This window comes from Variovorax sp. (assembly GCF_035634955.1).
In the GTDB taxonomy this organism is placed as follows: domain Bacteria; phylum Pseudomonadota; class Gammaproteobacteria; order Burkholderiales; family Burkholderiaceae_C; genus Variovorax.
This window is the reverse complement of sequence record NZ_DASQBZ010000032.1, coordinates 242,972-268,505: the sequence shown is the minus strand read 5'-3', so window position 1 is coordinate 268,505 and position 25,534 is coordinate 242,972. Positions and strand designations below refer to the sequence as shown.

Sequence of the window (25,534 nt, the reverse complement as noted above, 5' to 3'; positions counted from 1 at the left end):
CGCCAATCGGATGTTAGCTTCACGGAAAAAGCGAACACGGAAGTGACCCATGGCGCCAAGGCATCCGCATGTCTGTCCTCCGCTGTGCGCGCTCAGCGGAGGAATGAAAAGTGACAAGGATGCAAAGCGAACGTCTGGGCGAGGACGCGCGCAATGAACAAGACGGCAACGCGCACGAGAACGACTTCGCGCCGGCCGACCCCGCCCTGGACGCGATTGCGCGCTGGAAGCAGGCCATGCGCGAACGGGTGGCGGAATATTTCAGTGGGCTGCGAAGACAGGGCGCGGCCACCGTGCGCCGGCACAGCATCAAGGGGCGCAGCTTCGTCGACCTGAGCATCGAGGGTGTGCGCTTCAAGGGCCAGGTGCGCAATGGGCCCGTCGTCGTCGTCCGTGACGATGACTGCCCCTTGAGTAGCGCCTCGATCACGTTCGGTGCCGACTACCTCCAGCCGGGCAGGCCGCCCCAGTGGGCGATTTGCAATTACCGCACCCAGCGCCGCATTTCGCTGGGCGCGCTGTCGCTCGACGGTGTTCGCGCCGTGGCATGCGAATTCGGGCTGGTGGTCCACGGTATGGGCGAGACGCACATGCTGTCGGAATCGGAGTGCTTCGTCAGTTCGCGTGCGTACGCCGAATTGCAGGCCTGGGTGCAGCGCTATTCGACTCTGGCGCGCAAGCTGCTGCGCGACCACCCGGAATTTCTCGGCCCCTTGCGTCTGCAAGCCGCACCGCCACGACGATCGCGCTATCGCAGCTTGCGCGAATTCGAATATTTCACCGGGCCCGTCGACCCGCTGCCGCACCCGGCGTTGGAAAGCGCAGTTGCTGACGACAAGGGTAAACCCTATAATCTGTGACATTCGTAATTCAACAGGAAATCACGTCATGAGAACCGCTCCCAGCTTTGTCGCCATGAGCCAGACCAGCCCGGTGGCCGGTGGATTCGGTCGCGTCCTGCGCGAACTGGTCGCCGTGATGCCCATCGTCGTGCTCTTCAAGGCGGTGCGTCAGGCGCGCGCAGCGCGCTGAAGGCTCGAAGACCACCGCGTGGCGACCGCCACGCACGAAGCAAAGGCCGCGATTGAATCGCGGCCTTTTTTATGGGCTTTCTGAAACTGAAAGCAAATTGAAAGGCAAATGAAAGTTAATTGAAAGGTGATCGAAAGCCCGGTTGTTGCCGGGCTTTTTTGTTTTCCTTTGACTGCTTTGGGACGCAATGGCGAAAGCCAATCGAACGATGCCGCGAAATTGAAGGCGTGATTTCCGCAATTCTTGATCGCCGTCAAGAAGACTGTTGCCGCAAGGTTTCCACAATGACTTCCGTCGCAAATAGACCAATGGAGACCAACACATGACAAGAGACAACACGTTGGCAACGACGGCGGATCGACCCGCCTCGTACCGATGGATGCAACTGCTGATGGGCATCGTGTGCATGGCGATGATCGCCAACCTGCAGTACGGCTGGACCCTTTTCGTGAACCCGATTGCAGAGAAGCATGGCTGGTCGCGAGCCGCCATCCAGGTGGCGTTCACCATCTTCGTCCTGACGGAGACCTGGCTGGTGCCGATCGAGGGCTATCTCGTCGACCGGTTCGGCCCGCGTCCGGTGGTGTTGGTCGGCGGTCTGTTCTGCGGCCTGGGCTGGGTGCTCAACTCCATGGCCGGCTCGCTCGCGTTGTTGTATGTCGCGGCGGCGATCAGCGGCATCGGGGCCGGTGCGGTGTACGGCACCTGCGTCGGCAACGCGCTCAAGTGGTTTCCTGACCGCCGTGGCCTTGCGGCTGGCCTGACGGCTGCGGGCTTCGGCGCCGGCTCGGCGCTGACCATCCTGCCGATCTCGGCCATGATCAGGACGAGCGGCTACGAATCGGCCTTCCTGTACTTCGGCATCGGGCAGGGCGTCATCGTGGTTCTTCTGGCGCTGATGCTGACGGATCCGCGCCAGGCGGTCTCGGCCGTCGTGGCCAAGGCGAGGGCCCAAGCGAGCGCGGCGCACGGTTCGGTGCTGCAGTCCAGGCGCGACTTCAAGCCCGTCGAGGTGGCGCGCTCGCCGGTGTTCTGGGTGATGTACTTCATGTTCGTCATCGTCGCCGCCGGCGGCCTGATGGCGACCGCGCAGCTGGGCCCGATCGCCAAGGACTTCCACATCGGCGACGTGCCGGTCTCGATCATGGGCCTGACCCTGCCGGCTCTCACCTTCGCACTGGCGATCGACCGCGTGCTCAACGGGATCACGCGGCCCTTCTTCGGTTGGGTATCGGACCGCGTCGGGCGCGAGCTGACCATGTTCATCGCCTTCGGCCTGGAAGCGTTCGGCATCCTGGCGCTGTACCACTACGGGCACAACCCGGTGGCCTTCGTGATCCTGACCGGCATGGTCTTCTTTGCGTGGGGCGAGATCTACAGCCTGTTCCCCTCGACCTGTGCCGACACCTTCGGCAGCAAGTACGCGGCGTCCAATGCGGGCATGCTCTACACCGCCAAGGGCACGGCTTCGCTGGTGGTGCCGCTGTCGAGCGTCCTGGTCAGCATGACCGGCAGCTGGCATGCGGTCTTCATCGTGGCCAGTTCGCTCAACGCGCTTGCCGCGTTGATGGCATGGTTCATCCTGCGCCCCATGCGCCGCGCCCACATCGAGGCGGCCAACCATACCGTCCGCACCGAAGAGCCTCGGCCGGAGACTCCTGTACTGGCGCACTAGGCGGAGGGCCCGCGGGAGGGGCGGGCAGCACGCCCCGGCTGTAGGTTCACGCCGATTGCAGCCGGGGCGGTTCGAGGCCAAGATGAATATTCCGTGGCTTGACCCAATCCATCGCCGAGGAACTGCCAAATGAGCCTGCTGACCGTCGATCTCTATCAAAGCGCCACCGACCCGGACAAGTTCCTGGCGGTGCCGACTGGTGTCGATCCTGCCGAGATCATGGGGCCGATGACGTTCGACAAGGACTACCTCGAGGTCGTCCAGTACCGCAAGGGATTCGAGTTCGACCCGGGCGGCTCCTACGCCGGGGCCAATGCCGCCAAGATCGCTGCGGACATCCTGACCATCAGGTGGGCCATGTACCAAAGAGGCGGCGCGCCAGCCTGACGATGCGCGGTGCGCCTAGGCTTCGAGAGCTTCGATCAGTTCGGTCTCGATGTCCATCTGCGAGCGGTGCGCCTGCAGCGCCGGCCCGCTGATCAGGAAGGTGTCTTCCACCCGCTCGCCCAGCGTCGTCACCTTGGCCAGTTGCAGGTTGATGTGGTGGCGCGCCAGCACGCGGGCGACCGAGTAGAGCAGCCCCGCGCGGTCGCTGGCCGAGATGTTGAGCACCCAGCGCTGCGCCTTTTCGTCGGGCGCCAGGGTAACCCGCGGCTTGATCGGAAAGCTCTTGACCCTGCGGGACACCCGGCCCCTGCCGGGCGCCGGCAGTTCGCCCGGCTGGGCCAGCGCGATCGCCAGGTCGGTCTCGACCATGCTGATCAGCTCGCGGTAGTGGTCGGGCAGGAACGTCGTCACCACCTGGAAGGTGTCCAGCGCATAGCCGTTGGTGGCCGTGTGCACCTTCGCGTCCAGGATGCTGAAAGAGGCCTGCTCGAAATAGCCGCAGATGCGGGCGAACAGGTCCGGTTGGTCGGGCGTGTAGACCAGCACCTGCAGGCCTTCGCCCACGGGCGAGAGGCGGGCGCGCACGATCGGCGGCGTCTTCGGGGCCACGGGCGTGCCGGCCATCGGCACGTGCCGCGAGAGCTGGCGCGCGTGCCAGGCGATCTCGGAGGCGTCATGGCGCATGAAGTAGCCGACGTCGAGCGTGTTCCACAGCGTCTTGTGCGCATCGAACGGCAGGGCGTGCGGCGCCAGTTGCGCGAGCGCGTCGCGCTTGCGCGCTTCCACCTGCGCGTCGGGATCGGGCATGTGCCCGCCGAGGGTGCGTGAGGTGGCCCGGTACAGGTCCTCGAGCAGCTTGCCCTTCCAGGCGTTCCACACGCGCGGCGAGGTGCCGCGGATGTCGGCCACGGTCAGCAGGTACAGGGCGGTCAGGTAGCGCTCGCTGCCCACCAGCCTGGCGAAATCGCCGATCACCTCCGGGTCGCTCAGGTCCTTTTTCTGGGCAATCTGGCTCATCACCAGGTGCGAGGCCACGAGAAACTCGATGAGCCTGGCGTCCTCGCGCTCGATCCCGTGCTGCTTGCAGAACCGCCGCACGTCGCGCGCGCCGAGCACGGAGTGGTCGCCGCCGCGGCCCTTGGCGATGTCGTGGAAGAGCGTCGCCACGTACAGCACCCAGGGCTTGTCCCAGCCACCGGCGAGCTGCGAGCAGAAGGGGTACTCGTGCGCATGCTCGACGATGAAGAACCGGCGCACGTTGCGCAGCACCATCAGCACGTGCTGGTCGACCGTGTAGACGTGGAACAGGTCGTGCTGCATCTGCCCGACGATGTCGCGGAACACGCGCAGGTAGCGTCCCAGCACCGAAGTCTGGTTCATCAGCCGGAAGGCATGCGTGATGCCGCGCGGCTCCTTCAGGATGCGCATGAACATCCCGTGATTGGCCAGGTCGTTGCGGAACTTGCTGTCCATCACGTGGCGCGCGTTGTAGAGCGCGCGAAGCGTGCGCGCCGACAGGCCCTTGATGCCCACGGTCTTCTCGAAGAGCCAGAAGGTCTCGAGGATGGCGTGCGGCTGGCGCAGGTACAGGTCGTCGCTGGCCACCTCGAGGGTGCCGCCCTTGTCGTAGAAGCGCTCGTTGATCGGCGTCGGCGCTTCCGTCTGTGGCGACAGCCGCTCGCCGATGTTGAGCAGCAGGATCTCGTTGAGCTGCGTCACGGCCTTGGCGGCCCAGTAGTAGCGGCGCATCAGCGCCTCGCTGGCCTTGCGCTGGGAATCGCCGTCATAGCCGAAGCTGGCCGCCACCGCCGTCTGCATGTCGAACACCAGGCGGTCTTCGCGCCGATTGGCGATCACGTGCAGCCGCGCGCGGATGAGCGAGAGAAGCGCCTCGTTGCGCTTGATCTGCTGCACCTCGAAGGCGGTGGCCAGGCCGTTCTTGGCGAGGTCGTCCCAGCTGTTGCCGAAGCCGGCTGCCTTGGCCACCCAGAGGATCACCTGCAGGTCGCGCAGGCCGCCGGGCGATTCCTTGCAGTTGGGCTCCAGCGCGTACGGCGTGTTGTCGAACTTCTGGTGCCGGTGGCGCATCTCCTGCGTCTTGGCGGCGAAGAACTCCTGCCCATCGATGGACGCATGGAAACGCTCGCGGAAGGTCGCGTAGAGCTTCTTGTCGCCGGCGACCAGGCGCGACTCGAGCAGCGAGGTCTGGACCGTGACGTCGTTGGCGGCTTCGGCCAGGCATTGCTCGAGGTTGCGCACCGACGAGCCGATCTCCAGGCCGGCGTCCCAGCAGTGGCCGATGAATGTCTCGATGCGCGCGACCTCGTCGGGTGCGACCGGTTCGCCGTCGGGCGTGAGCAACAGCACGTCGACGTCGGAGTGGGGGAAGAGTTCGCCGCGGCCGAAGCCGCCGACCGCGATCAGGCAGAAGCGGCTGCCGAACCCGGCGTCGGCCCACAGGGCGCGCAGCGCCTCGTCGGCCAGGCCGGCCAGCTGGCGCAGCACGGCGCGCACGCTGCGGGTCGGGGCATGGGCACTGCGCAGCGCGTCGAACACCGCCGTCTTGTGGCTGCGGTAGGCGTCGCGCAACATGGAGACGTCGACCATGCCCGCCGTCCAGTCTTGCGGAATCAGCCGGTGACGTCCGCTGCCGGTCAAGCGGCGACGCTTTGCCGGACGAATTCGGGTGTCGGCGGGCTGCCCGCGGACAGTGTCAGCACCTCGTAGCCGGTCTCGGTGACCAGGACGGTGTGCTCCCACTGCGCCGACAGCGAGTGGTCGCGCGTGACGATGGTCCAGCCGTCGTTGCCGAACTCCTTGATGTCGCGCCGGCCGGCGTTGATCATCGGCTCGATGGTGAAGGTCATGCCGGGCTTGAGTTCTTCCAGCGTGCCGGGCTTGCCGTAGTGCAGCACCTGCGGTTCTTCGTGGAATCCGCGACCGATGCCATGGCCGCAGAACTCGCGCACCACCGAGAACCCGTTGTTCTCGGCAAAGCGCTGGATGGCCCAGCCGATGTCGCCCAGCCTGGCGCCGGGCTTGACCTTGACGATGCCGTGCCACATGGCCTCGTAGGTCAGGGCGGACAGGCGCTTGGCGGCGATGGAGCCGTCGCCCACCACGAACATGCGGCTGGTGTCGCCGTGCCAGCCGTCCTTGATGACGGTGACATCGATGTTGAGGATGTCGCCCTTCTTGAGCGGCTTGTCGTTCGGGATGCCGTGGCACACCACGTGGTTGACCGACGTGCAGATCGACTTGGGGTAGGGGATGGAGCCGGCGCCCATGTAGTTGAGCGGGGCCGGGATGGCGCCCTGCACCTGCGTGATGTAGGCGTGGGCCAGCCGGTCCAGCTCGTTCGTGGTGACGCCCGGCTTCACGTGGGGGGTGAGGTAATCCAGCACTTCGGACGCGAGCCGGCACGCCACGCGCATGCCCGCCACGCCCTCGGCGTCTTTGTAGGTGATGCTCATGGCCGGGATTATCCCATCGGGCCCGCTAAAATTCAGGGTTTGCGCGGATGGCCCCAGTCAGCGGCCGACCCCGTTGCAAGCCCGCTACCGGAATCCGCCCCTTCCATCCGCGGCCGAAAGGCCCAATCCACACGACGCAGCCCGTGACCTCCGACCGGCCCCATCCCCCCTTGCATGTGACGCAATTCCCGGGCGCGCGCGCCCTCAGCGACTTTCGGGTGCGCCAGCTGCTGCCGCGCCTGGCGGCACTGGACGAGCGCATCGAAGGGCTCGAAGCCCGGTTCGTCCACCTGGTGGCCACCGACCAGCCGCTGGATGACGATGCGCAGGCGCGTTTTGCGGCCCTGCTGAGCTACGGGGAGCCGGCGCAGATGCCGTCGGGCCCGCACGCCGGCCTGGTCGTGTCGCCCCGGCTGGGCACCGTCTCGCCCTGGGCGTCGAAGGCCACCGACATCGCCCACAACTGCGGCCTGGCCGTGCGCCGGGTCGAGCGCGTGGTCGAATACCGCCTCGCGCTCAGGACTTCGCTGCTCAACCGTGCGCCGGCACTGTCGCCCGACGCGCTGGCGGCGGTCGGTGCCCTGTTGCACGACCGCATGACCGAGTCCGTGCTGCCGTCCCTGGGCGAGGCGCAGGCCCTGTTCGCGGAACTGCCGGCCACGCCGATGGCCCACGTGGACGTCGCCGGCGGCGGGCGCGCCGCGCTGGAGGCGGCCAACCGCAGCTTCGGCCTGGCCCTGGCGGACGACGAGATCGACTACCTGGTGGAGGCATTCACCCGGCTCGGCCGCAACCCGACCGACGTCGAGCTGATGATGTTCGCGCAGGCCAACAGCGAGCACTGCCGCCACAAGATCTTCAATGCCGACTTCACCATCGATGGCGAGCGCCAACCGCTGAGCCTGTTCGGGATGATCCGCCACACCGAGCGCGAGCATCCGCAGCACACGGTGGTGGCCTATTCGGACAACGCGGCCATCATGCAGGGGCACGTGGTCGAGCGCTTCGCCGCGCCCATGGGAGAGGGCGAAGGCGCTCCCCGCTACCGGGCGCAAGGCGCACAGCACCACGTGCTGATGAAGGTCGAGACCCACAACCACCCGACGGCCATCTCGCCCTTCCCGGGCGCCTCGACCGGGGCCGGCGGCGAGATCCGTGACGAGGGCGCCACCGGCCGCGGCTCCAAGCCCAAGGCCGGCCTGACGGGTTTTTCGGTCTCGCGCCTGTGGCCCGGCGACAGCGGCTACGGCAAGCCCGACCACATCGCGAGCCCGCTGCAGATCATGACCGAGGGCCCGCTGGGCGGGGCCGCCTTCAACAACGAGTTCGGCCGGCCCAACCTGCTGGGCTACTTCCGCGAATACGAGCAGACGGTCGAGAGCGACGTCGACGCCATCCGGCGCGGCTACCACAAGCCGATCATGATCGCCGGCGGACTCGGGCAGATCGATGCGTCGCAGACCCACAAGGTGCGGTTCCCGGCCGGCACGCTCCTGATCCAGCTGGGCGGGCCGGGCATGCGCATCGGCATGGGCGGAAGCGCCGCCAGTTCCATGGCCACCGGCGTCAATGCCGCCGAGCTCGACTTCGACTCGGTCCAGCGCGGCAATCCGGAGATCGAACGGCGCGCGCAGGAGGTCATCGACCATTGCTGGCGCCAGGGAGACGCGAACCCAATCCTGGCCATCCACGACGTCGGCGCCGGGGGGCTGTCGAATGCCTTTCCCGAGATCACGAACGACGCCGGCCGCGGCGCGCGCTTCGACCTGTCGGCCGTGCCGTTGGAGGAATCCGGCCTGGCCCCCAAGGAGATCTGGTGCAACGAGAGCCAGGAGCGCTACGTGCTGGCCATCGCACCCGAGTCGCTGGCGCAGTTCACCGCCTTCTGCGAGCGCGAGCGCTGTCCGTTCGCCGTGGTCGGCGTCGCGACCGAGGAGCGCCAGCTGCGGCTGACCGACGAAGGCGCGGCAGACCCGGACGCGGTCGACATGCCCATGGACGTGCTGCTGGGCAAGCCGCCCAAGATGCACCGCGACGTGACGACCGTCGCGCGCCAGTGCCGGCCGCTGGACCTGACCGGCGTCAGCCTGCAGCAGGCGGCGATCGACGTGCTGTCGCACCCCACCGTGGCGTCCAAGCGGTTCCTGGTCACCATCGGCGACCGGACCGTCGGCGGCTACACCCACCGCGACCAGATGGTCGGGCCGTGGCAGGTTCCGGTGGCGGACTGTGCCGTCACCCTGGCCGACTACCGCGGCTTTGCCGGCGAGGCGATGAGCATGGGCGAGCGCACGCCGCTGGCCGCGCACGACGCCCCGGCCTCCGGGCGCATGGCGGTGGCCGAGGCGATCACCAACCTGCTGGCCGCGCCGATCGAGCTGCCGCGCGTCAAGCTGTCCGCCAACTGGATGGCCGCATGCGGCGAGCCCGGCGAGGACGCCGCGCTGTACGCCACCGTCAAGGCGGTCGGCCTCGAGCTGTGCCCGGCCCTGGGCGTCTCCATTCCCGTGGGCAAGGACTCCCTGTCCATGCGCACCCAGTGGAAGGAGGGCGGGCAGGACAAGCAGGTGACCTCTCCGGTGAGCCTGATCGTGACCGCCTTCGCGTCGATCGACGACGTGCGCGGCACGCTCACCCCGCAACTCGACAGCACCACCGCGGACACCACACTGGTGCTGGTCGACCTGGGCCGCGGGCGCCATCGCATGGCCGGCAGCATCCTGGCGCAGATCCTCGGCCAGGCAGGCGACACGGTGCCTGACCTGGACGATCCGCAGGACCTGGTGCGCCTGGTCGCGGCCGTGAACGAACTGCGCGGCCAGGGCCGCATCCTGGCGATGCACGACCGCAGCGACGGCGGCCTGTTCGCCGCTGCCTGCGAGATGGCCTTTGCCGGCCAGGTCGGCGTGGCATTGAACGTGGACATGCTGGTGACCGAGGGCGACGGCATCAGCGACAGCCGTGCCGAGTTCGGCGATGCGAAGAACTGGGCCAGCCAGGTCAGCGCGCGGCGCGAGGAACTGACCCTCAAGGCGCTGTTCACCGAGGAGCTCGGCATGCTGCTGCAAGTGCGTACCGCCGAGCGCAACGAGGTCATGCAGACCTTGCGCGCGCATGGCCTGTCGGCCTGCAGCCACTTCGTCGGCAAGACCCGCCCGGCCGTCTCGCCGATCGACGCCGGCAAGGGCCGGATCGAAGTGTGGCGCGACGCCAAGTCGGTCTTCGGCGCCAGCCTGCAGGACCTGCATCAGGTCTGGGATTCGGTCAGCTGGAAGATCGCCCGCGAACGCGACAACCCGGACTGCGCCGACCAGGAACATGCCGCCGCCGGCGACCCGCAGGACGACGGCCTGCACTTGCACCTTCCCACCCCGCTGCCGCAGGCGCCGGCGGTGCTGGCCAACCGCCCGCGCGTGGCCATCCTGCGCGAGCAGGGCGTCAATTCGCACGTGGAGATGGCCTATGCCTTCACCGAGGCCGGCTTCGACGCGTTCGACGTGCACATGAGCGACCTGCATGCCGGCCGCGCCGACCTGGCGGGGTTCCGGGGCGTGGTGGCCTGCGGCGGCTTCAGCTACGGCGACACGCTCGGCGCCGGCATCGGCTGGGCCCGCTCGATCACTTTCAACCCGCGCCTGTCGGCGCAGTTCCAGTCGTTCTTCGCGCGCGGCGACACCTTCGGGCTCGGCGTGTGCAACGGCTGCCAGATGTTCGCCGAACTGGCCGACATCATTCCCGGCGCCCAGGACTGGCCGCGCTTCACCACCAACCGGAGCGAGCGCTTCGAGGCACGGCTGTCGCAGGTAGAAGTGCTGGACTCGCCCAGCATCTTCCTTGCCGGCATGGCTGGCGCCCGGCTGCCGATCGCAGTGGCGCATGGCGAGGGCTACGCCAACTTCGGCCACCGTGGGGACGCCGCCCGTGCCATCGCCGCCATGCGCTATGTCGACAGCCAGGGCGTGGCGACCGAGCGCTACCCGTTCAACCCCAACGGCAGCCCCGGCGGCCTGACGGCGGTGACCACGGCCGATGGCCGCTTTACCGCGCTGATGCCGCATCCCGAGCGCGTCTTCCGCAACGTGCAGATGAGCTGGACGCCCGGCGACAAGAGCGCGTTCAGCCCCTGGATGCAGATCTGGCACAACGCCCGCAGGTGGGTCGGGTAGCGTCATGGATGCCACGGCCCCCGAACTGAAGGCGTCGCCGCGCATGCCGGTGCTATTCATCGGCCACGGCAGCCCCATGAACGCGATCGACGACAACGCCTGGCGGCGCCGATGGCAGGCCGTTGGACAGGAATTCGGCGCGCGCTACCCGCAGCCGCAGCTGATCCTGTGCATCTCGGCGCACTGGCTCACGCGCGGCGGCTGGTGGCTCACCGGCATGGACCGCCCCAGGACCATCCACGACTTCGGTGGGTTTCCGCAGGCGCTGTTCGCCCAGCAGTACCCCGCGCCCGGCGCGCCGCAGGCGGCCGCGGAGATCGCGCAGGCGCTGCGCCAGCCCGACCATGGCGCCGCGCTGGGTCTCGACCTGGAGCACTGGGGCCTGGATCACGGGGCCTGGTCGGTGCTGATGCCCATGTTTCCCGAGGCGCGCATCCCGGTCGTGCAGCTGAGCATGGATTACGCGCGGTCGCCGGCCGAGCATTTCGCGCTGGCGCGCCAGCTGCAGGGGCTGCGAGAGCGCGGGGTGCTGATCGTCGGCAGCGGCAACATCGTCCACAACCTGCGCGCCATCCGCTTCGACGTTCCGGACGACCAGGCCTACGACTGGGCGGTGGAGTTCGACAGCGTGGTCGGCGACTGGATCCGGCAGGGAAAACTCGACCAGCTGGACGGATTCCAGCAACTGGGCGCGGTGGCGCGCGAGGCGCATCCCACGCACGAACATTACCTGCCGCTGCTCCATGCGGCCGGGGCCGTGGACCCCGACAAGGACGCCCCGCGCTTCTTCAACCAGGGGTTCCAGGCCGCCTCCATCTCGATGCGGTCGGTGCTCTGGGACGCAGCCTGACAAGCTCGGAGCAGAATGAGACTCTGAGCCGGCATACCGCGCGGTTCCGTGCGCGCCAGCCGATGGGCGCGGCCGTTTTGGAGCTAGACATGAAATTCCTGTGTTTGGCGTATGGCGACGAGGCCGGGTGGAATCGCCTGAGTGCCTCCGACAAGGACGACGTTCTGGCTGCCGACGCGGCCATTCGGGCCCGCGGCAACCTGATGTCCGCCGTTCGAACGGAGGTCAGCACGGTGACCAGCTGGGACGGCAACACCCGGGTGGCCGACGGGTCATTCGCGAAGCCTGACCTTCCGCTTGCCGGCTTCTCCGTCATAGAGGCGCAGGACCTGGAAGAGGTGGTTCGCCTTGTCGCCAAGACGCCATGCGCCCGTGCCGAAGGCTATATCGAGATCAGGGCGCTGCGCGAACCCGGTGGCGGCTGATCCCTTGGGCTCCGGGTGCGAAGTGCGCAACAATGCCGGCATGCAAAAGTCCGGATCGCCCTTGCGAAGCAGTGTCGTTCGCGTTTGGCGCGCGGCGGCGTTTTCGCTGTCAGTCGCATTGATGGTGGGCGGCTGTGCCGCTCCTGCGCCGCCGGCGCCTGCGGTGCCGGGAAGCGGCATCGATGCCAACGGCTGCGACCTGTCGGCCGGCTACCAGTGGTGCCCGCGCGCCGGCAGCTGCCAGAGACCGTCGGAACTGTCCAACAGGGTGGGCTTTGCCGAGGAAAGCTTTGCCGGCTACTGCCGGATCAAGCGCCAGTAGCCGCCCACAAAAAGCAAGACCCCCGGCCACGAGTGACGCGGGGGTCGACCAGGCCCGGTGCAACGCCTGGTTTGGGCGTCGCGCGGTTGCCGGACGATGCGATTACTCGACCTTGGCCTTGGCGCGCAGGTCTTCCTGGAACTTCTGCAGCTGTTGCTGCTGCAGCTGCTGCGAGATCTGGGGCTTGAGTTCGGCCAGCGAGGGCAGCTTGGCCTGGCGCACGTCGTCGACGCGGATGATGTGCCAGCCGAACTGCGACTTCACCGGCGTCTGCGTCATCTGGCCCTTGTCCAGCTTGGTCATGGCCTCGGAAAACTCGGGCACGAAGCTGGCGGGCGAAGCCCAGTCCAAGTCGCCGCCGTTGGCTGCCGAGCCCGGGTCCTTGCTCTGCTTCTTGGCGATGTCCTCGAACTTGCCGCCCTTCTTCAGGTCGGCAATGATCTTCTTGGCCTGGTCCTCGTTCTCGACCAGGATATGGCGGACCTTGTATTCCTTGCCGCTGTTGGCGGCGGCGAACTTGTCGTACTCGGCCTGGATCTGGGCGTCCGTGATCGGATGCGTCTTGGTGTAGTCCTCGAACAGCTGGCGGATCAGGATCGCCTGGCGCATCAGGTCGACCTGCGACTTGTACAGGTCCGTCTTGTCCAGGCCCTTTTCGCGGGCGGCCTGCATGAAGACTTCGCGCATGACGATCTCTTCCTTGAGCGCCGGCTCCATTTCCGGGGTGACCGGGCGGCCGGCAGCCTTGAGCTGCTCTGCCAATGCGTCCATGCGGGACTTGGGCACCGGCTGGCCATTGACGATGGCGATGTTTTGCGCCTGCGCGGCCACGGACAAGGCGCCCAGGAGCGCCGCGGTCGCAGCGACCTTCAAGAACTGTTTCTTCATGGGAAGCAAGAAAGGGAGGTTTTGTTACGCCGCGTGGCGGCGGGGTGCGATGGGTGCCCGGCCTCGCGACCTAGAGCACTTCGATGGCCAGGGCATGCAGCCCCCGCGCCATCAGATCGTGAGTTGCATCATACACAAGGCGATGCCGCGCCACACGGGGCTTTCCGGCGAACAGCGGGGAGTCGATGCGCACCCTGAAGTGCGTCCCCCAGCCGAGTCCGTTGGCCCCCGAATGGCCGGCGTGGAGTGCGCTCTCGTCGATGACTTCCAGCCGGGTCGGAGCGAGCGCGGCGCGCAGCAACGCCTCGATCTCGGCGGCGGTGGGCGGCGGTGCGTCCGTGGGCGAATGGTCAGGCATTGGGTTCGTCGGACTTGAGGTGCGGCGCAACGTAGATGCCCTGCGCGATCAGGAAGGCGATCGGGAAGACATAGCCCCACAGCTTGAAATTGACCCAGGCCTCGGTGCTGTAGAAGGCCGCGACCCAGCCATTGACGGCCGACATGAACAGGCAGTAGCCGATCCAGGCCACGTTGAGCCGGGCCCACACCCGGTCGGGCAGCGCCATCTGGCTGCCCAGCAGCATCTTGAGGAAGTTCTTCTTCAGGGCCCAGTAGGCCACGGCCAGGGCAATGCCCATGGCGGCATAGAGCACGGTCGGCTTCCACTTGATGAAGCGGTCGTCGTGCAGCGCCAGCGTCAGGCTGCCGAACAGCAGGATCAGCACCAGGGTGACCTTGTGCATCGGCTGCAGCTTGCGGTCGATGAACCAGATGATGGTCATCTGCACCACGGTGGCGGCCATCAGGACGCCGGTGGCGACGTAGATGTCGTAGAACTTGAAAGCGCCGAAGAACAGCAGGATCGGCAGGAAGTCGAGCAGGAGTTTCATGAGTCGGGGCAGGGCGGGCCGGGGGCTGCCTGGGTGTCAGTCCTTGGGCTTGAAATCCAGCGACGCCGAATTCATGCAGTAGCGCAGGCCGGTATCGGTGGGCCCGTCGGGGAACACGTGGCCGAGGTGGGCGCCGCAATTGGCACACACGTTTTCGGTGCGCTCCATGCCGTGAGAACGGTCGACCACGTTCTTGATGGCGCCGGGAACGGCCTCGCGGTCGAAGCTCGGCCAGCCGCAGCCGGCGTCGAACTTGGCGCCCGCCTCGAACAGCTTGGCGCCGCAGCAGATGCAGTGATAGGTGCCGTCGGCCCACTCTGCCTCGTACTTGCCGGTAAAGGGGCGTTCGGTGGCAGCGTGGCGGGTGACTTCGAAGGCGCCGGGCTCGGCGCCCTTGCGGGCCAGTTCCGCCTTCCACTCGGCCTCGGTCTTGTTCACGGGATAGGTCATGGCGCACATTGTCGCGCGAGTCGCGCGCCGGGCCGCGGCGCCGGGCGCAATTGGCCCGGCCGGCGGGCATTGAAAGGCACACGGGCGGAAGGGCTTTGGGCAGCCGGCAGGCACGGCGCTAGGGCATTCCCGCACTGGGCGGCTTTGTGCGCTGCGCAATACTTCCGCATTGTTTTTCATGTGCAATCCGAGGAGACATTTCGATGCTGAGCCTGATGCAGGACCACCCCCTGCTGATCTCGTCCCTGCTGACCTTCGCCGAGCGCCACCACGGCGATGGCGAGATCGTGTCGCGCCGGGTCGAGGGTGACATCCACCGCTACACCTGGGCGGACGTGGCCCGCCGCGCGCGCCAGGTGGCCAATGCGCTGGACGCTGCGAAGCTTGGCTTTTCCGACCGCGTCGCCACGCTGGCCTGGAATGGCTACCGCCACCTCGAGCTGTACTACGGCGTGTCCGGTTCCGGGCGCGTGCTGCACACCATCAACCCGCGGCTGCACCCGGACCAGATCGCCTGGATCGTCAATCACGCCGAGGACCAGGTGCTGGCGTTCGACATGACCTTCCTGCCGCTCGTGCAGGCCGTGCACGCGCGCTGCCCGACGGTACGCCAATGGGTCGCGCTGTGCGACGCCGACAAGCTGCCGGCGGACACCGGCGTGCCCAACCTGGTGAGCTACGAGGCCTGGATCGGCGCGCAGCCCGACGACTACGTCTGGCCGATCTTCGACGAGAACTCGGCCTCCAGCCTGTGCTACACGAGCGGCACCACGGGCAATCCCAAGGGTGCCCTGTACGGCCATCGCTCGACCGTGCTGCATGCCTATGCGGCGGCGCTGCCCGACGTCATGCGCTTGTCGGCCCGCGACTCGGTCCTGCCGGTGGTGCCGATGTTCCACGTCAACGCCTGGGGCATTCCGTACTCGGCCGCCCTGACGGGCTGCAAGCTGGTCTTTCCCGGCGCGGGACTCGACGGCAAGTCGGTGTACGAGCTGATCGAGCAGGAAAAGGTGACCTTCGCCGCGGGCGTGCCGACCGTCTGGCAGATGCTGCTGATGCACATGAAGCCGCAGGGCCTGCGTTTTTCCACCCTCAACCGCACCGTCATCGGCGGCTCTGCCTGCCCGCCGGCGATGATCCGGGCCTTCCAGGACGAGTACGGAGTGGAGGTGCTGCACGCCTGGGGCATGACCGAGATGTCGCCCCTGGGCACGCTGTGCACGCTCAAGAACAAGCACACCGAAATGCCGCCGCAGGAGCAGCTGCAGATCCGCCTGAAGCAGGGCCGCGCGATCTGCGGCGTCGACATGAAAGTGGTGGACGGCAACGGCCAGGACCTGCCGTGGGACGGCCAGACACCGGGCGACCTGCTGGTGCAGGGCCCCTGGGTGGTCAAGTCGTATTTCAAGGGCGAGGGCGGCGATCCGCTGGTCAAGGACGCCAACGGCAGCGGCTGGTTCCCCACGGGGGACGTGGCCACCATCGACCCCGATGGCTTCCTGCAGATCACCGACCGCAGCAAGGACGTGATCAAGTCCGGCGGCGAATGGATCAGCTCGATCGACGTGGAGAACATTGCCGTGGCGCATCCGTCGGTGGCGATGGCCGCCTGCGTCGGGGTATTCCACCCCAAGTGGGACGAGCGGCCGATCGTCGTCGTGGTCAAGAAGCCCGGCGCCGAGGTCACGCGCGAGGAACTGCTCGGGTTCTACGAAGGCAAGACGGCCAAGTGGCAAATTCCGGATGACGTCGTCTTTGTGGAAGCCATCCCGCTGGGCGCGACCGGGAAGATCCTCAAGACCCGCCTGCGCGAGACGCTCAAGGACTACAAATTGCCCGGCCTTTGAGCGTGCCGCGGACCGGCGGAGCACCGCATTCGTGCATGACTCCTACCGGCCGGTAGCATCCGGGTTCTGCGAGCTGTCACTTGCGTGATAGCTTAGGGGCAATCCCTGGGCAGGCCCCCGGTTGAAAGCGCTTGTAATTCTCTCGTCCCTTCGGGCATCGATGCCCTGCAAACCCTGGAGACCTGTATGAAGTTCGCTTTGAAGATCGTGACGGCCGGCGTTCTGGCTGCCAGCGCCACCGGTGCCTTCGCCCAGAAGGGCGAAACCGTGAAGCTCGCCTGGCTCGACCCGCTGTCGGGCCTCATGGCCGCGGTGGGCACGAACCAGCTCAAGACGCTGCAATTCTTTGCCGAGAAGCTCAACGAGAAGAACGCCGCCGGCGTCAAGTTCGAGGTCATCGCCATCGACAACAAGCTGAGCCCGCAGGAAACCACCGTGGCCCTGCGCTCGGCCATGGACCAGGGGGCCCGCTACATCCTGCAGGGCAACGGATCCGGCCCGGCCCTGGCCATCATCGACGCGCTGGAGAAGAACAACGCGCGCAACCCCGGCAAGGAAGCGCTCTACCTCAACTACGCCGCGGTCGACCCCGACCTGACCAACAGCAAGTGCAGCTACTGGCAGTTCCGCTACGACGCCGACACGTCGATGAAGATGGAGGCGCTGACGACCTTCATCAAGGAGCAGCCGGACGTCAAGAAGGTCTACCTGCTCAACCAGAACTATTCGCACGGCCAGCAGGTCTCGAAGTTCGCCAAGGAAAACCTCAAGGTCAAGCGGCCGGACATCGAGATCGTCGGCGACGACCTGCATCCGCTGGCGCAGGTGCGGGACTTCTCGCCGTACATCGCCAAGATCAAGCAGTCAGGCGCCGATTCGGTCATCACCGGCAACTGGGGCTCCGACCTGGCGCTGCTGATCAAGGCGGCCAACGACGCCGGCCTGAACGTCAAGTTCTTCACCTACTACGCCGTGACCACCGGCACCCCCACCGCCATGGGCGCGGCGTCCGCCGGCAAGGTCTACCAGGTCGGCTACGCCCACTACAACATGGGCGGGCAGATGCAGAAGTGGGCCGACGAGTACAAGAAGCGCTTCAACGACGACATCTACACGACCGACCTCTACACGGTGCTGCTGTCGCTGTCCGAAGCCATGGCCAAGGCCAAGTCGACCGACGTGCTCAAGGTTGCCGCCACGCTCGAAGGCATGAAGTTCACGAGCTACAACGGCGACGTGGAGCTGCGCAAGGCCGATCACCAGATGCAGCAGGGCCTCTACATCACGCGCTGGGAGAAGACCAGCGCCAAGTATCCGTACAGCCCGGAAAACACCGGCTACACGCTGGCACCGGTGAAGTTCTACGACGCCTACGTGGCCAGCACGCCCACGTCCTGCCAGATGAAGCGTCCGGCGAGCTGATCGCGAGAACGGCGCCAACGGGCCGCTGCCAGCGCGCGGCCCAGGCACCCAGGGCCCGACCCCGCGATCGGGCCCTTTTTTTTCTCTTTCGAGGGGAGTGGAGGAAAGATGGAATTCTTCGTCATCTCGCTGCTGAACGGCGTCAGCTACGGGCTGCTCCTGTTCATGCTGAGTTCCGGGCTGACCCTGATCTTCAGCATGATGGGCGTGCTCAACTTCGCCCACACCAGCTTCTACATGCTGGGCGCCTATTTCGCATACACGCTCTCGGGCGTGGTGGGGTTCTGGCCGGCGCTGTTCATCGCGCCGCTGCTGGTCGGGGCGCTCGGTGCGGCGTTCGAGCGCTTCAGCCTGCGCCGGGTGCACAAGTTCGGGCATGTGCCCGAGCTGCTGGTCACCTTCGGCCTGTCCTACCTGATCCTCGAAGTGGTGCAGCTGGTGTGGGGCCGCTCGACCGTGCCTTACGGCCTGCCGGAAGCCTTGCAGGGCCCGCTGTTCACGCTCTACGGCACGCAATTCCCCAAGTCGCGCTCCTTCATCATGCTGGTGGCCATGCTGATGCTGCTGGCGGTCTGGCTGCTGCTCACCCGCACCCGCATCGGCCTGGTGATCCAGGCGGCGCTCAAGCATCCGGACATGGTCGAGGCGCTTGGCCACAACGTGCCGCGCGTGTTCATGCTCGTGTTCGGCGGCGGCGCGGCGCTGGCCGGGCTGGCCGGCGTGATCGGCGGCAACACCTACATCACCGAGCCGGCCATGGCGGCCTCGGTCGGCTCCATCATCTTCGTGGTGGTGGTGGTCGGCGGCATGGGGTCGCTGGCCGGCGCCTTCCTCGCGTCGCTGCTCATCGGGCTGGTGCAGACCTTCGCGGTGGCGCTCGACCATTCGGGCGTCTCGACCCTGCAGGCCATGGGCATCACCGTCGGCCCGGACAACTTCGCCTATCCGCTGCTGTCGCTGACCATCTCGCAGGTCGCGCCGATCCTGCCTTACCTGTTCCTGGTGCTGATCCTGATCTTCCGCCCCAGGGGCCTGCTCGGAACGCGGGAGGACTGACATGAACGCCACCACTACCACCACGACTTCGACGCCCGCGCTGGGCGGCCGCCGCCCCGTCAACAAGGGGCGTCTACTGGTCTGGTCGCTGTTCGCCATTGCGCTGATCGTCGCGCCGCTGCTGTTCCGCAGCAGCCTGGCGCTGACGATGCTCTCGCAGATGGGCTACCTGATCATCATCTGCCTGAGCTACAACATGCTGCTGGGCCAAGGCGGCATGCTCAGCTTCGGGCATGCCGTCTACGTCGGCCTGGGCTCGTTCATCGCCGTGCACGGCATGAACCTGGCGAGCGACGGGAAGATCCCGCTGCCCCTGGTGCTGGTGCCGATCGTCGGCGGCCTGGGCGGGGCCTTCTTCGCCATGCTGTTCGGCTACGTCACGACCAAGAAGTCGGGCACGACCTTCGCCATGATCACACTGGGCATCGGCGAGCTCGTGGCGGCGATGTCGCTGATGTTCCCCGGCTTCTTCGGCGGCGAGGGCGGCGTGACCACCAACCGGGTGTACGGCCAGCCATTGCTGGGCATCACCTTCGGCCCGCAGATCCAGGTGTACTACCTGATCGCCGCGTACTGCTTCATCTGCACGGCGGCCATGTTCGCCTTCACCGGCACGCCGCTCGGGCGCATCCTCAACGCGGTGCGCGACAACCCGGAGCGCGTGGAGTTCATCGGCTACAACACGCAGCGGGTGCGCTATTTCGCGTTCATCATCGCCGGCTTCTTCGGTGGCATCGGCGGCGGGCTGGCGGCGATCAACTTCGAGATCGTCAATGCGGCCGACAGCCTCAACGCGATCCGCTCCGGCGGCTACCTGCTGTTCACCTTCCTCGGTGGCGCCACCTTCTTCTTCGGGCCGATGATCGGCGCGGTGCTGCTGGTGTTCGCCTCGGTGCTGCTGTCCGAGCTGACCAAGGCCTGGCTGCTGTACCTGGGCCTGGTGTTCCTGCTGATGGTGATGTATGCGCCCGGCGGCGTGGCCAGCCTGATCATGATCAACGTGCGGGTGGCCGCGGCGGGCAAGTTCAAGCGGCTCGTCGTGCCTTACCTGGGCCTGCTGGCGACTGCGGCGATCGCCGTGGCCGGTGCCGCGGTGCTGATCGAGATGATCTACCACATGCAGCTCAACGCGGCGCTGGGGCCGCTGGTGCCCCTGGCGGGCTTCGAGCTGGATACCTCGCATTCGGGCGCCTGGATCGGGGCCACGGCCGCGCTGCTGGTCGGGCTGGGCCTGTTCGACCTGGTGCGGCGGCGCTTCGTGCGCATCTGGGGCGGAGCGCAGGAAGAGATCGAGGCGGAGCAGAAGCGCCGCGACGGACAGTGAGACAGGGAGCCACAGGAATCACATGACCTACGCACTCGAACTCAAGAACCTGCGCAAGAGCTTCGGCCGCACCGAGATCATCCGCGGCGTCGACCTCGCGGTCGGCGCTGGCGAGCGCATTGCGATCATCGGACCGAACGGCGCCGGCAAGTCCACGCTTTTCAACCTCATCAGCGGGCGCCTGGCACCCAGCAGCGGCGAGGTGTTCCTCAACGGCAAGCGGATCGACGGCCTGCGGCCGTTCGAGGTGAACCGGCTGGGGTTGTCGCGCAGCTTCCAGATCACCAACATCTTCCCCAAGCTGAGCGTGTTCGAGAACCTGCGCTGCGGCGTGCTGTGGAAGCTCGGCTATCGCTACACCTTCCTGCGCTTTCTCTCGCGCCTGGACGATGCCAACGAGCGCGCCGAACAGTTGCTGCAGCAGATCGGCCTGGCGCGCAAGCGCAACGTGCTGGCAATGAACCTGACCTACGCCGAGCAACGCGCGCTGGAGATCGGCATCACCATTGCCGGCGGCGCCGAGGTGGTGCTGCTGGACGAACCGACCGCCGGCATGAGCAAGACCGAGACCGAGCACTTCACGGCGCTCATCAAGGAGGTGACTGTCGGACGGACGCTGCTGACCGTCGAGCACGACATGGGCGTGGTTTTCGGGCTGGCGGACAAGATCGCGGTGGTGGTCTACGGCGAAGTGCTGGCCTTCGACACGCCCGAGGCGGTGCGCGCCAACCCGCGGGTCCAGGAGGCCTACCTCGGCTCGCCCGTGGCCATCGCCCAGGGAGGACACTGACATGCTGAATCTGCAAGACCTGCACGCCTACTACGGCAAGAGCCATGTTCTGCACGGCGTCTCGTTCGAGGTCGGCAAGGGCGAGATCGTCGCCCTGCTGGGACGCAACGGCTCCGGCCGCTCGACCGTCGCCAAGGCCATCATGGGCCTGGTGCACGCCGAGGGCGGCCTGACGTGGCGCGGCAAGAGCATCCTGGGGCGCAAGGCGTACGAGGTGGCCCACCTGGGCATCGGCTACGTTCCCGAGAACCGCGACATCTTTCCCAGGTTGACGGTGCACCAGAACCTGATCCTCGGCATGAAAGGTTCGGGGAAGGGCAGCCGCTGGGGCTTCGACGACATGTACGCGATGTTCCCGCGCCTGAAGGAGCGCCAGCACACCGAGGCCGGCGTGCTCTCGGGCGGCGAGCAGCAGATGCTGACCCTGTGCCGCACGCTCATGGGCGACCCCGACCTGATCATCATCGACGAGCCGACCGAAGGCCTGGCGCCGAAGATCGTCGAGCTGGTCGGCCAGTACCTGCAGCAACTCAAGGCTCGCGGCATCTCGGTGCTGCTCATCGAGCAGAAGCTCACCATCGCGATGCACATCTCCGATCGCGCGCTGGTGATGGGCCACGGCGCGATCGTGTTCGACGGTACGCCCGACGGCCTGCGCGCGGACGAAGCCACCCGCAAGGAATGGCTGGAAGTCTGAGCGGCCGGCTTTTGTCCCGGCCGCGACTCCAGGGCCCCGCGCGAAGGTCCTAGAATGCGCAAAAAAGAACACTCGTGCTTTTTGTGACAAGTGGCAGCCCCGGCCCGTTGCCGGCGGGCTGCCTCGCTCCCTCCGGGGCCCGGATTCCCTTTCCTCCCAATCAAAGGAACGCAGCATGACGGCTGAATACAAAGTGCACGGCGACGTCGCCGTGATCACGCTGAACAACCCGCCGGTCAACGGCCTGGGCTATGCCACGCGCCGCGGCATCGCCGACGGTCTGGCCAACGCACTGGGCGACGCGGCCGTCAAGGCGATCGTCGTGACCGGCGCCGGCAAGGCCTTCTCGGGCGGCGCCGACATCAAGGAATTCGGCTCGCCCAAGGCGCTGGCCGAACCGAACCTGCTGTCGGTGATCGCGCTGCTGGAGGCGAGCACCAAGCCCGTGGTGGCGGCCATCCATTCTGTATGCATGGGCGGCGGCCTCGAGCTGGCCCTGGGCTGCCACTACCGCGTGGCCGCGCCGGGCACCAGCGTGGCGCTGCCGGAAGTCAAGCTCGGCCTGATCCCGGGCGCCGGCGGTACGCAGCGCCTGCCGCGCGTGCTCGGCGTCGAGACGGCGCTGAACATGATCGTCAGCGGCGAGCCGGTCAAGAGCGAGTTGCTGGCCGGCCTGCCGGGCCAGAAGCTGTTCGACAAGATGGCCGCATCGGTCGACTCGGTGGTGCAGGAGGCGATCGACTTCGCCAAGGACGTGGCCGCCAAGGGCGGCGCGCTGCCCCGCGTGCGCGACCTGCCGTGCAAGCACCCCCAGGGCGATGCCTACTTCCAGTTCGCCAAGAACATGGTGGCCGGCATGGCCAAGAACTTCCCGGCGCCGGTCAAGTGCGTGGAAACCGTGCAGGCGGCCACCAAGCTCAAGTTCGACGACGGCATGGCCGAGGAGCGCCGCGTGTTCACCGCGCTGATGTTCACGCCGGAGTCGTCGGCGTTGCGGCACATCTTCGTGGCCGAGCGCGCCGCCAGCAAGATCCCCGACGTGGCGGACGACACGCCCAAGCGCGAGATCAAGACCGTCGGCGTGATCGGCGCCGGCACCATGGGCGGCGGCATCTCGATGAACTTCCTCAACGCCGGCATCCCGGTGAAGATCCTCGAGATGAAGCAGGAGGCGCTCGACCGCGGCGTCGCCACCATCCGCAAGAACTACGAATCCCAGGTCAAGCGCGGCAAGCTGGCGCAGGACAAGTACGACCAGCGCATGGCGCTGCTGTCGACCACGCTGAGCTACGACGATCTGGGCGACTGCGACCTCATCATCGAGGCCGTGTTCGAGGAGATGGGCGTCAAGGAGCAGGTGTTCAAGAAGCTGGACGAAGTGGCCAAGCCGGGCGCCATCCTGGCATCCAACACCTCCACCCTGGACGTGAACAAGATCGCCGCCTTCACCAGGCGCCCGCAGGACGTGGTCGGCATGCACTTCTTCAGCCCGGCCAACGTCATGAAGCTGCTGGAAGTCGTGCGTGGCGAGAAGACCGCCAAGGACGTGCTGGCCACCGTGATGGCGATTGCCAGGAAGATCCGCAAGACGGCCGTCGTCTCGGGCGTGTGCGACGGCTTCATCGGCAACCGCATGATCGAGCAGTACAGCCGCCAGGCCGGCTTCCTGCTGGACGAGGGCGCGACGCCGCAGCAGGTCGACAAGGCGATCGAGAAGTTCGGCTTCGCCATGGGCCCGTTCCGCATGGGCGACCTGGCCGGCAACGACATCGGCTGGGCGATCCGCAAGCGACGCGCCGTGGAAACGCCCGACATGAAGTACAGCCGCACGGCCGACAAGCTGTGCGAACTGGGCCGGTTCGGCCAGAAGACCGGCGCCGGCTGGTACGACTACAAGCCCGGCAAGCGCGACGCCATTCCGTCCGAGCTCGTCAACAAGATGGTGGAAGAGCACCGCAAGGAACTCGGCATCACGCCGCGCAAGATCAGCGACGAGGAAATCGTGCAGCGCCTGGTGTTCGCGCTGGTCAACGAAGGGGCGCACATCCTCGAGGACGGCATCGCCTCCAAGGCGGGCGACATCGACATGGTCTACCTCACCGGCTACGGCTTCCCGGTCTGGCGCGGCGGCCCGATGCACTACGCCAGCCAGGTCGGGCTGTACAACGTCGCCGCCACCATGAAGCGCTTTGCCGCCAACCCGAACGACGACGGCGCCTTCTGGGAGCCCGCCGGGCTGATCCAGAAGCTGGCGGCCGAAGGCAAGACGTTCTGAGGCGCCGCCCCGCCCGCCACTGCCGATGAGCCGTCTCTTCAAGCGCGCATTCCTGTTCCTGCTGCTGGCACTGGTGGTGCTGGCGGCGGTGCTGGGCATCAGGACGTGGCGCACGCCGTCGCGACAGGTCGCCGCGCCGCCGCTGCAGAAGGTGCCGGTCGACGCGCAGGCGGCGGCCGCACGGCTGGCCGGCGCGGTGCGCTTTCGCACCATCAGCAGCCTGGACGATCCGCACGCCAATGACGACCAGTTCGCCGGCCTGCACGCCTACCTGGCGCAGCAGTTTCCGGCGTTGCACGCGACGCTGCGGCTGGAACAGCCCGGTGCCAACGCGCTGGTCTATGTCTGGGCCGGCACCGACCCGAAGGCGCAGCCGATCGCGCTGATGGCGCACCAGGACGTGGTGCCGATCGCCTCGGGCACCGAGGACAAGTGGCAGGCCGAACCGTTTGCCGGCACCATTCGCGACGGATTCGTCTGGGGCCGCGGCGCCTGGGACGACAAGGGCAACCTGCTGGCGCAGATGGAAGCCATCGAGCAGTTGGCCAAGAGCGGTTTCAAGCCGCGCCGCACCATCTACCTGATCTCCGGCGCGGACGAGGAAGTCGGCGGCCACCGCGGCGCCGAGCGCATTGCCGAGCGCCTCAAGGCACAGGGCGTGCGCTTCGCGTGGGTGCTGGACGAGGGCCTGCTGGTTACCGAGGGCGTGCTGCCCGGGTTGACGCGCCCGGCCGCGCTGGTCGGCGTGGCGGAAAAGGGCTATGCCAGCTTCCGGCTGAGCCTGGAGGCAACGCCCGGCCATTCGTCCATGCCGCCGCTGCACGGCAGCGCCATCGGCGTCATGGGCGGCGCCCTGGCCCGGCTGGAGGCCAGGCAGATGCCGGCATCCATCAGCGGCGTGGCCGCCAGCATGTTCGACACGCTGGCGCCGGAAATGACCGGGTTCGGGCGGGTCGCCTTGTCCAACCTCTGGCTGTTCGGGCCGCTGGTGCAAAAGCAGCTGGAGGCCAGTCCGAGCAGCAACGCGATGCTGCGCACGACCACCGCGCTGACCATTGTCAGCGGCGGCAACAAGGACAACGTGCTGCCGGGCCACGTCGAGGCGACGGCGAACTTCCGGGTGCTGCCGGGCGACACGCTGGCGTCGGTCGAGGCGCACGTGCACGACGCGCTGGGCAACCGGGCGATCAAGGTCGAGCCGTATCCGGGCAACGCCGAGCCGTCGCCGGTCTCGCCGACCGACGCCGCCGGCTACGCCGACATCCAGAAGACCATTCGCCAGGTGTTCCCCGAAGGCGTGGTGGCACCGGGCCTGATGCTCGGCGCCACCGACGGCCGCCACCTCGACGCGGTGTCCGAAGCCGTCTACCGCTTTTCCCCGGTGCGCGCGCGCCCGGAGGACCTGCCGCGCTTTCACGGCACCAACGAACGCATCTCGATCGACAACTACGTCGAGATGATCCAGTTCTACCATCAGCTCCTGCGCAACTCCGGCGACGCCGCGCCGCAGGGCTGAGTCCGTTTCCGTTCGAATCTCAAGCCTTCCACAAGCAAAGGAACCCATC

General features: G+C 67.1%; 23 protein-coding genes. 16 read left to right on the top strand and 7 right to left on the bottom strand.

The genetic code is table 11. The features are described from left to right. Positions 1-119: 119 nt before the first annotated feature. On the top strand, positions 120-860 hold the full coding sequence (locus VES41_RS22115; RefSeq protein ID WP_324821539.1) for a hypothetical protein: 741 nt from the start codon (positions 120-122) through the stop codon (positions 858-860). Positions 861-888: 28 nt separating this feature from the next. Then, entirely contained in the window at positions 889-1,032 is a 144-nt protein-coding gene (locus VES41_RS22110) for a hypothetical protein (RefSeq protein ID WP_324821537.1), read from the top strand. On the opposite strand, the gene VES41_RS22105 is transcribed toward VES41_RS22110, so the two are convergent. Further along, entirely contained in the window at positions 1,011-1,289 is a 279-nt protein-coding gene (locus VES41_RS22105; RefSeq protein ID WP_324821535.1) for a hypothetical protein, read from the bottom strand. The genes VES41_RS22110 and VES41_RS22105 overlap by 22 nt on opposite strands. Positions 1,290-1,354: 65 nt before the next feature. Here VES41_RS22105 and oxlT point away from each other — a divergent pair, with 65 nt between their 5' ends. Together oxlT and VES41_RS22095 are read left to right on the top strand one after the other, a co-directional pair. After that, a complete protein-coding gene (gene oxlT, locus VES41_RS22100; protein WP_324821533.1) occupies positions 1,355-2,707 on the top strand; it encodes an oxalate/formate MFS antiporter in 1,353 nt (450 codons plus the stop codon). Positions 2,708-2,836: 129 nt separating this feature from the next. Continuing rightward, the gene (locus VES41_RS22095; RefSeq protein WP_324821531.1) at positions 2,837-3,094 is read left to right on the top strand and encodes a hypothetical protein; all 258 of its coding nucleotides are present in this window, start codon (positions 2,837-2,839) and stop codon (positions 3,092-3,094) included. A gap of 15 nt (positions 3,095-3,109) precedes the next feature. Here VES41_RS22095 and VES41_RS22090 read toward each other — a convergent pair whose 3' ends face one another. Beyond that, the gene (locus VES41_RS22090) at positions 3,110-5,701 is read right to left on the bottom strand and encodes a [protein-PII] uridylyltransferase (RefSeq protein ID WP_324821529.1); all 2,592 of its coding nucleotides are present in this window, start codon (positions 5,699-5,701) and stop codon (positions 3,110-3,112) included. Positions 5,702-5,748: 47 nt separating this feature from the next. Then, entirely contained in the window at positions 5,749-6,567 is an 819-nt protein-coding gene (gene map / locus VES41_RS22085; protein ID WP_324821528.1) for a type I methionyl aminopeptidase, read from the bottom strand. A gap of 47 nt (positions 6,568-6,614) precedes the next feature. On the opposite strand from map, the gene purL reads away from it, so the two are divergent. The 4 genes from purL to VES41_RS22065 all read left to right on the top strand — a co-directional run bounded on the left by purL (position 6,615) and on the right by VES41_RS22065 (position 12,330). Further along, positions 6,615-10,733 (top strand): phosphoribosylformylglycinamidine synthase, encoded by a 4,119-nt coding sequence (gene purL / locus VES41_RS22080; RefSeq protein WP_324821525.1) that lies wholly within the window; start codon positions 6,615-6,617, stop codon positions 10,731-10,733. Between the two features lie 4 nt (positions 10,734-10,737). Further along, complete coding sequence (gene ygiD, locus VES41_RS22075) at positions 10,738-11,583, top strand: 4,5-DOPA dioxygenase extradiol (protein WP_324821523.1); 846 nt, start codon at positions 10,738-10,740, stop codon at positions 11,581-11,583. Positions 11,584-11,672: 89 nt separating this feature from the next. After that, a complete protein-coding gene (locus tag VES41_RS22070) occupies positions 11,673-12,008 on the top strand; it encodes a YciI family protein (RefSeq protein WP_324821521.1) in 336 nt (111 codons plus the stop codon). A 40-nt stretch (positions 12,009-12,048) separates the two neighbouring features. Continuing rightward, positions 12,049-12,330, top strand: coding sequence for a hypothetical protein (locus tag VES41_RS22065; protein ID WP_324821519.1), 282 nt, complete (start codon positions 12,049-12,051; stop codon positions 12,328-12,330). A gap of 102 nt (positions 12,331-12,432) precedes the next feature. Here the strand turns inward: VES41_RS22065 and VES41_RS22060 are convergent, their stop codons facing one another. From VES41_RS22060 to msrB, 4 genes are all read right to left on the bottom strand, one after another. Then, on the bottom strand, positions 12,433-13,218 hold the full coding sequence (locus tag VES41_RS22060) for a peptidylprolyl isomerase (RefSeq protein WP_324821516.1): 786 nt from the start codon (positions 13,216-13,218) through the stop codon (positions 12,433-12,435). A gap of 70 nt (positions 13,219-13,288) precedes the next feature. Beyond that, entirely contained in the window at positions 13,289-13,576 is a 288-nt protein-coding gene (locus VES41_RS22055) for a BolA family protein (RefSeq protein WP_324821515.1), read from the bottom strand. After that, a complete protein-coding gene (locus VES41_RS22050; RefSeq protein ID WP_324821513.1) occupies positions 13,569-14,108 on the bottom strand; it encodes a septation protein A in 540 nt (179 codons plus the stop codon). Before VES41_RS22050 ends, VES41_RS22055 begins: the two co-directional genes overlap by 8 nt. A 36-nt stretch (positions 14,109-14,144) precedes the next feature. Further along, positions 14,145-14,558: a peptide-methionine (R)-S-oxide reductase MsrB gene (gene msrB / locus VES41_RS22045; protein WP_324821511.1), complete on the bottom strand. Its 414-nt coding sequence runs from the start codon at positions 14,556-14,558 to the stop codon at positions 14,145-14,147. A 203-nt stretch (positions 14,559-14,761) separates the two neighbouring features. On the opposite strand from msrB, the gene VES41_RS22040 reads away from it, so the two are divergent. The 8 genes from VES41_RS22040 to VES41_RS22005 all read left to right on the top strand — a co-directional run bounded on the left by VES41_RS22040 (position 14,762) and on the right by VES41_RS22005 (position 25,485). Continuing rightward, positions 14,762-16,405: a 3-(methylthio)propionyl-CoA ligase gene (locus VES41_RS22040; RefSeq protein WP_324821509.1), complete on the top strand. Its 1,644-nt coding sequence runs from the start codon at positions 14,762-14,764 to the stop codon at positions 16,403-16,405. A gap of 186 nt (positions 16,406-16,591) precedes the next feature. After that, positions 16,592-17,827, top strand: a complete 1,236-nt coding sequence (locus VES41_RS22035; protein ID WP_324821507.1) for a branched-chain amino acid ABC transporter substrate-binding protein — start codon at positions 16,592-16,594, stop codon at positions 17,825-17,827. A 108-nt stretch (positions 17,828-17,935) separates the two neighbouring features. Further along, entirely contained in the window at positions 17,936-18,883 is a 948-nt protein-coding gene (locus VES41_RS22030) for a branched-chain amino acid ABC transporter permease (RefSeq protein ID WP_324821505.1), read from the top strand. Between the two features lies 1 nt (position 18,884). Continuing rightward, a complete protein-coding gene (locus VES41_RS22025; RefSeq protein WP_324821503.1) occupies positions 18,885-20,207 on the top strand; it encodes a branched-chain amino acid ABC transporter permease in 1,323 nt (440 codons plus the stop codon). A 22-nt stretch (positions 20,208-20,229) separates the two neighbouring features. Next, entirely contained in the window at positions 20,230-20,997 is a 768-nt protein-coding gene (locus tag VES41_RS22020) for an ABC transporter ATP-binding protein (protein ID WP_324821500.1), read from the top strand. 1 nt (position 20,998) lies between these two features. Beyond that, positions 20,999-21,694 carry an ABC transporter ATP-binding protein gene (locus VES41_RS22015; protein ID WP_324821499.1) on the top strand — a complete coding sequence of 232 codons (696 nt, stop codon included), beginning with the start codon at positions 20,999-21,001 and terminating at the stop codon, positions 21,692-21,694. Positions 21,695-21,869: 175 nt separating this feature from the next. Beyond that, positions 21,870-23,969 carry a 3-hydroxyacyl-CoA dehydrogenase NAD-binding domain-containing protein gene (locus tag VES41_RS22010; RefSeq protein WP_324821497.1) on the top strand — a complete coding sequence of 700 codons (2,100 nt, stop codon included), beginning with the start codon at positions 21,870-21,872 and terminating at the stop codon, positions 23,967-23,969. 25 nt (positions 23,970-23,994) lie between these two features. Beyond that, complete coding sequence (locus VES41_RS22005) at positions 23,995-25,485, top strand: M20 family peptidase (protein WP_324821495.1); 1,491 nt, start codon at positions 23,995-23,997, stop codon at positions 25,483-25,485. Positions 25,486-25,534: the final 49 nt, after the last annotated feature.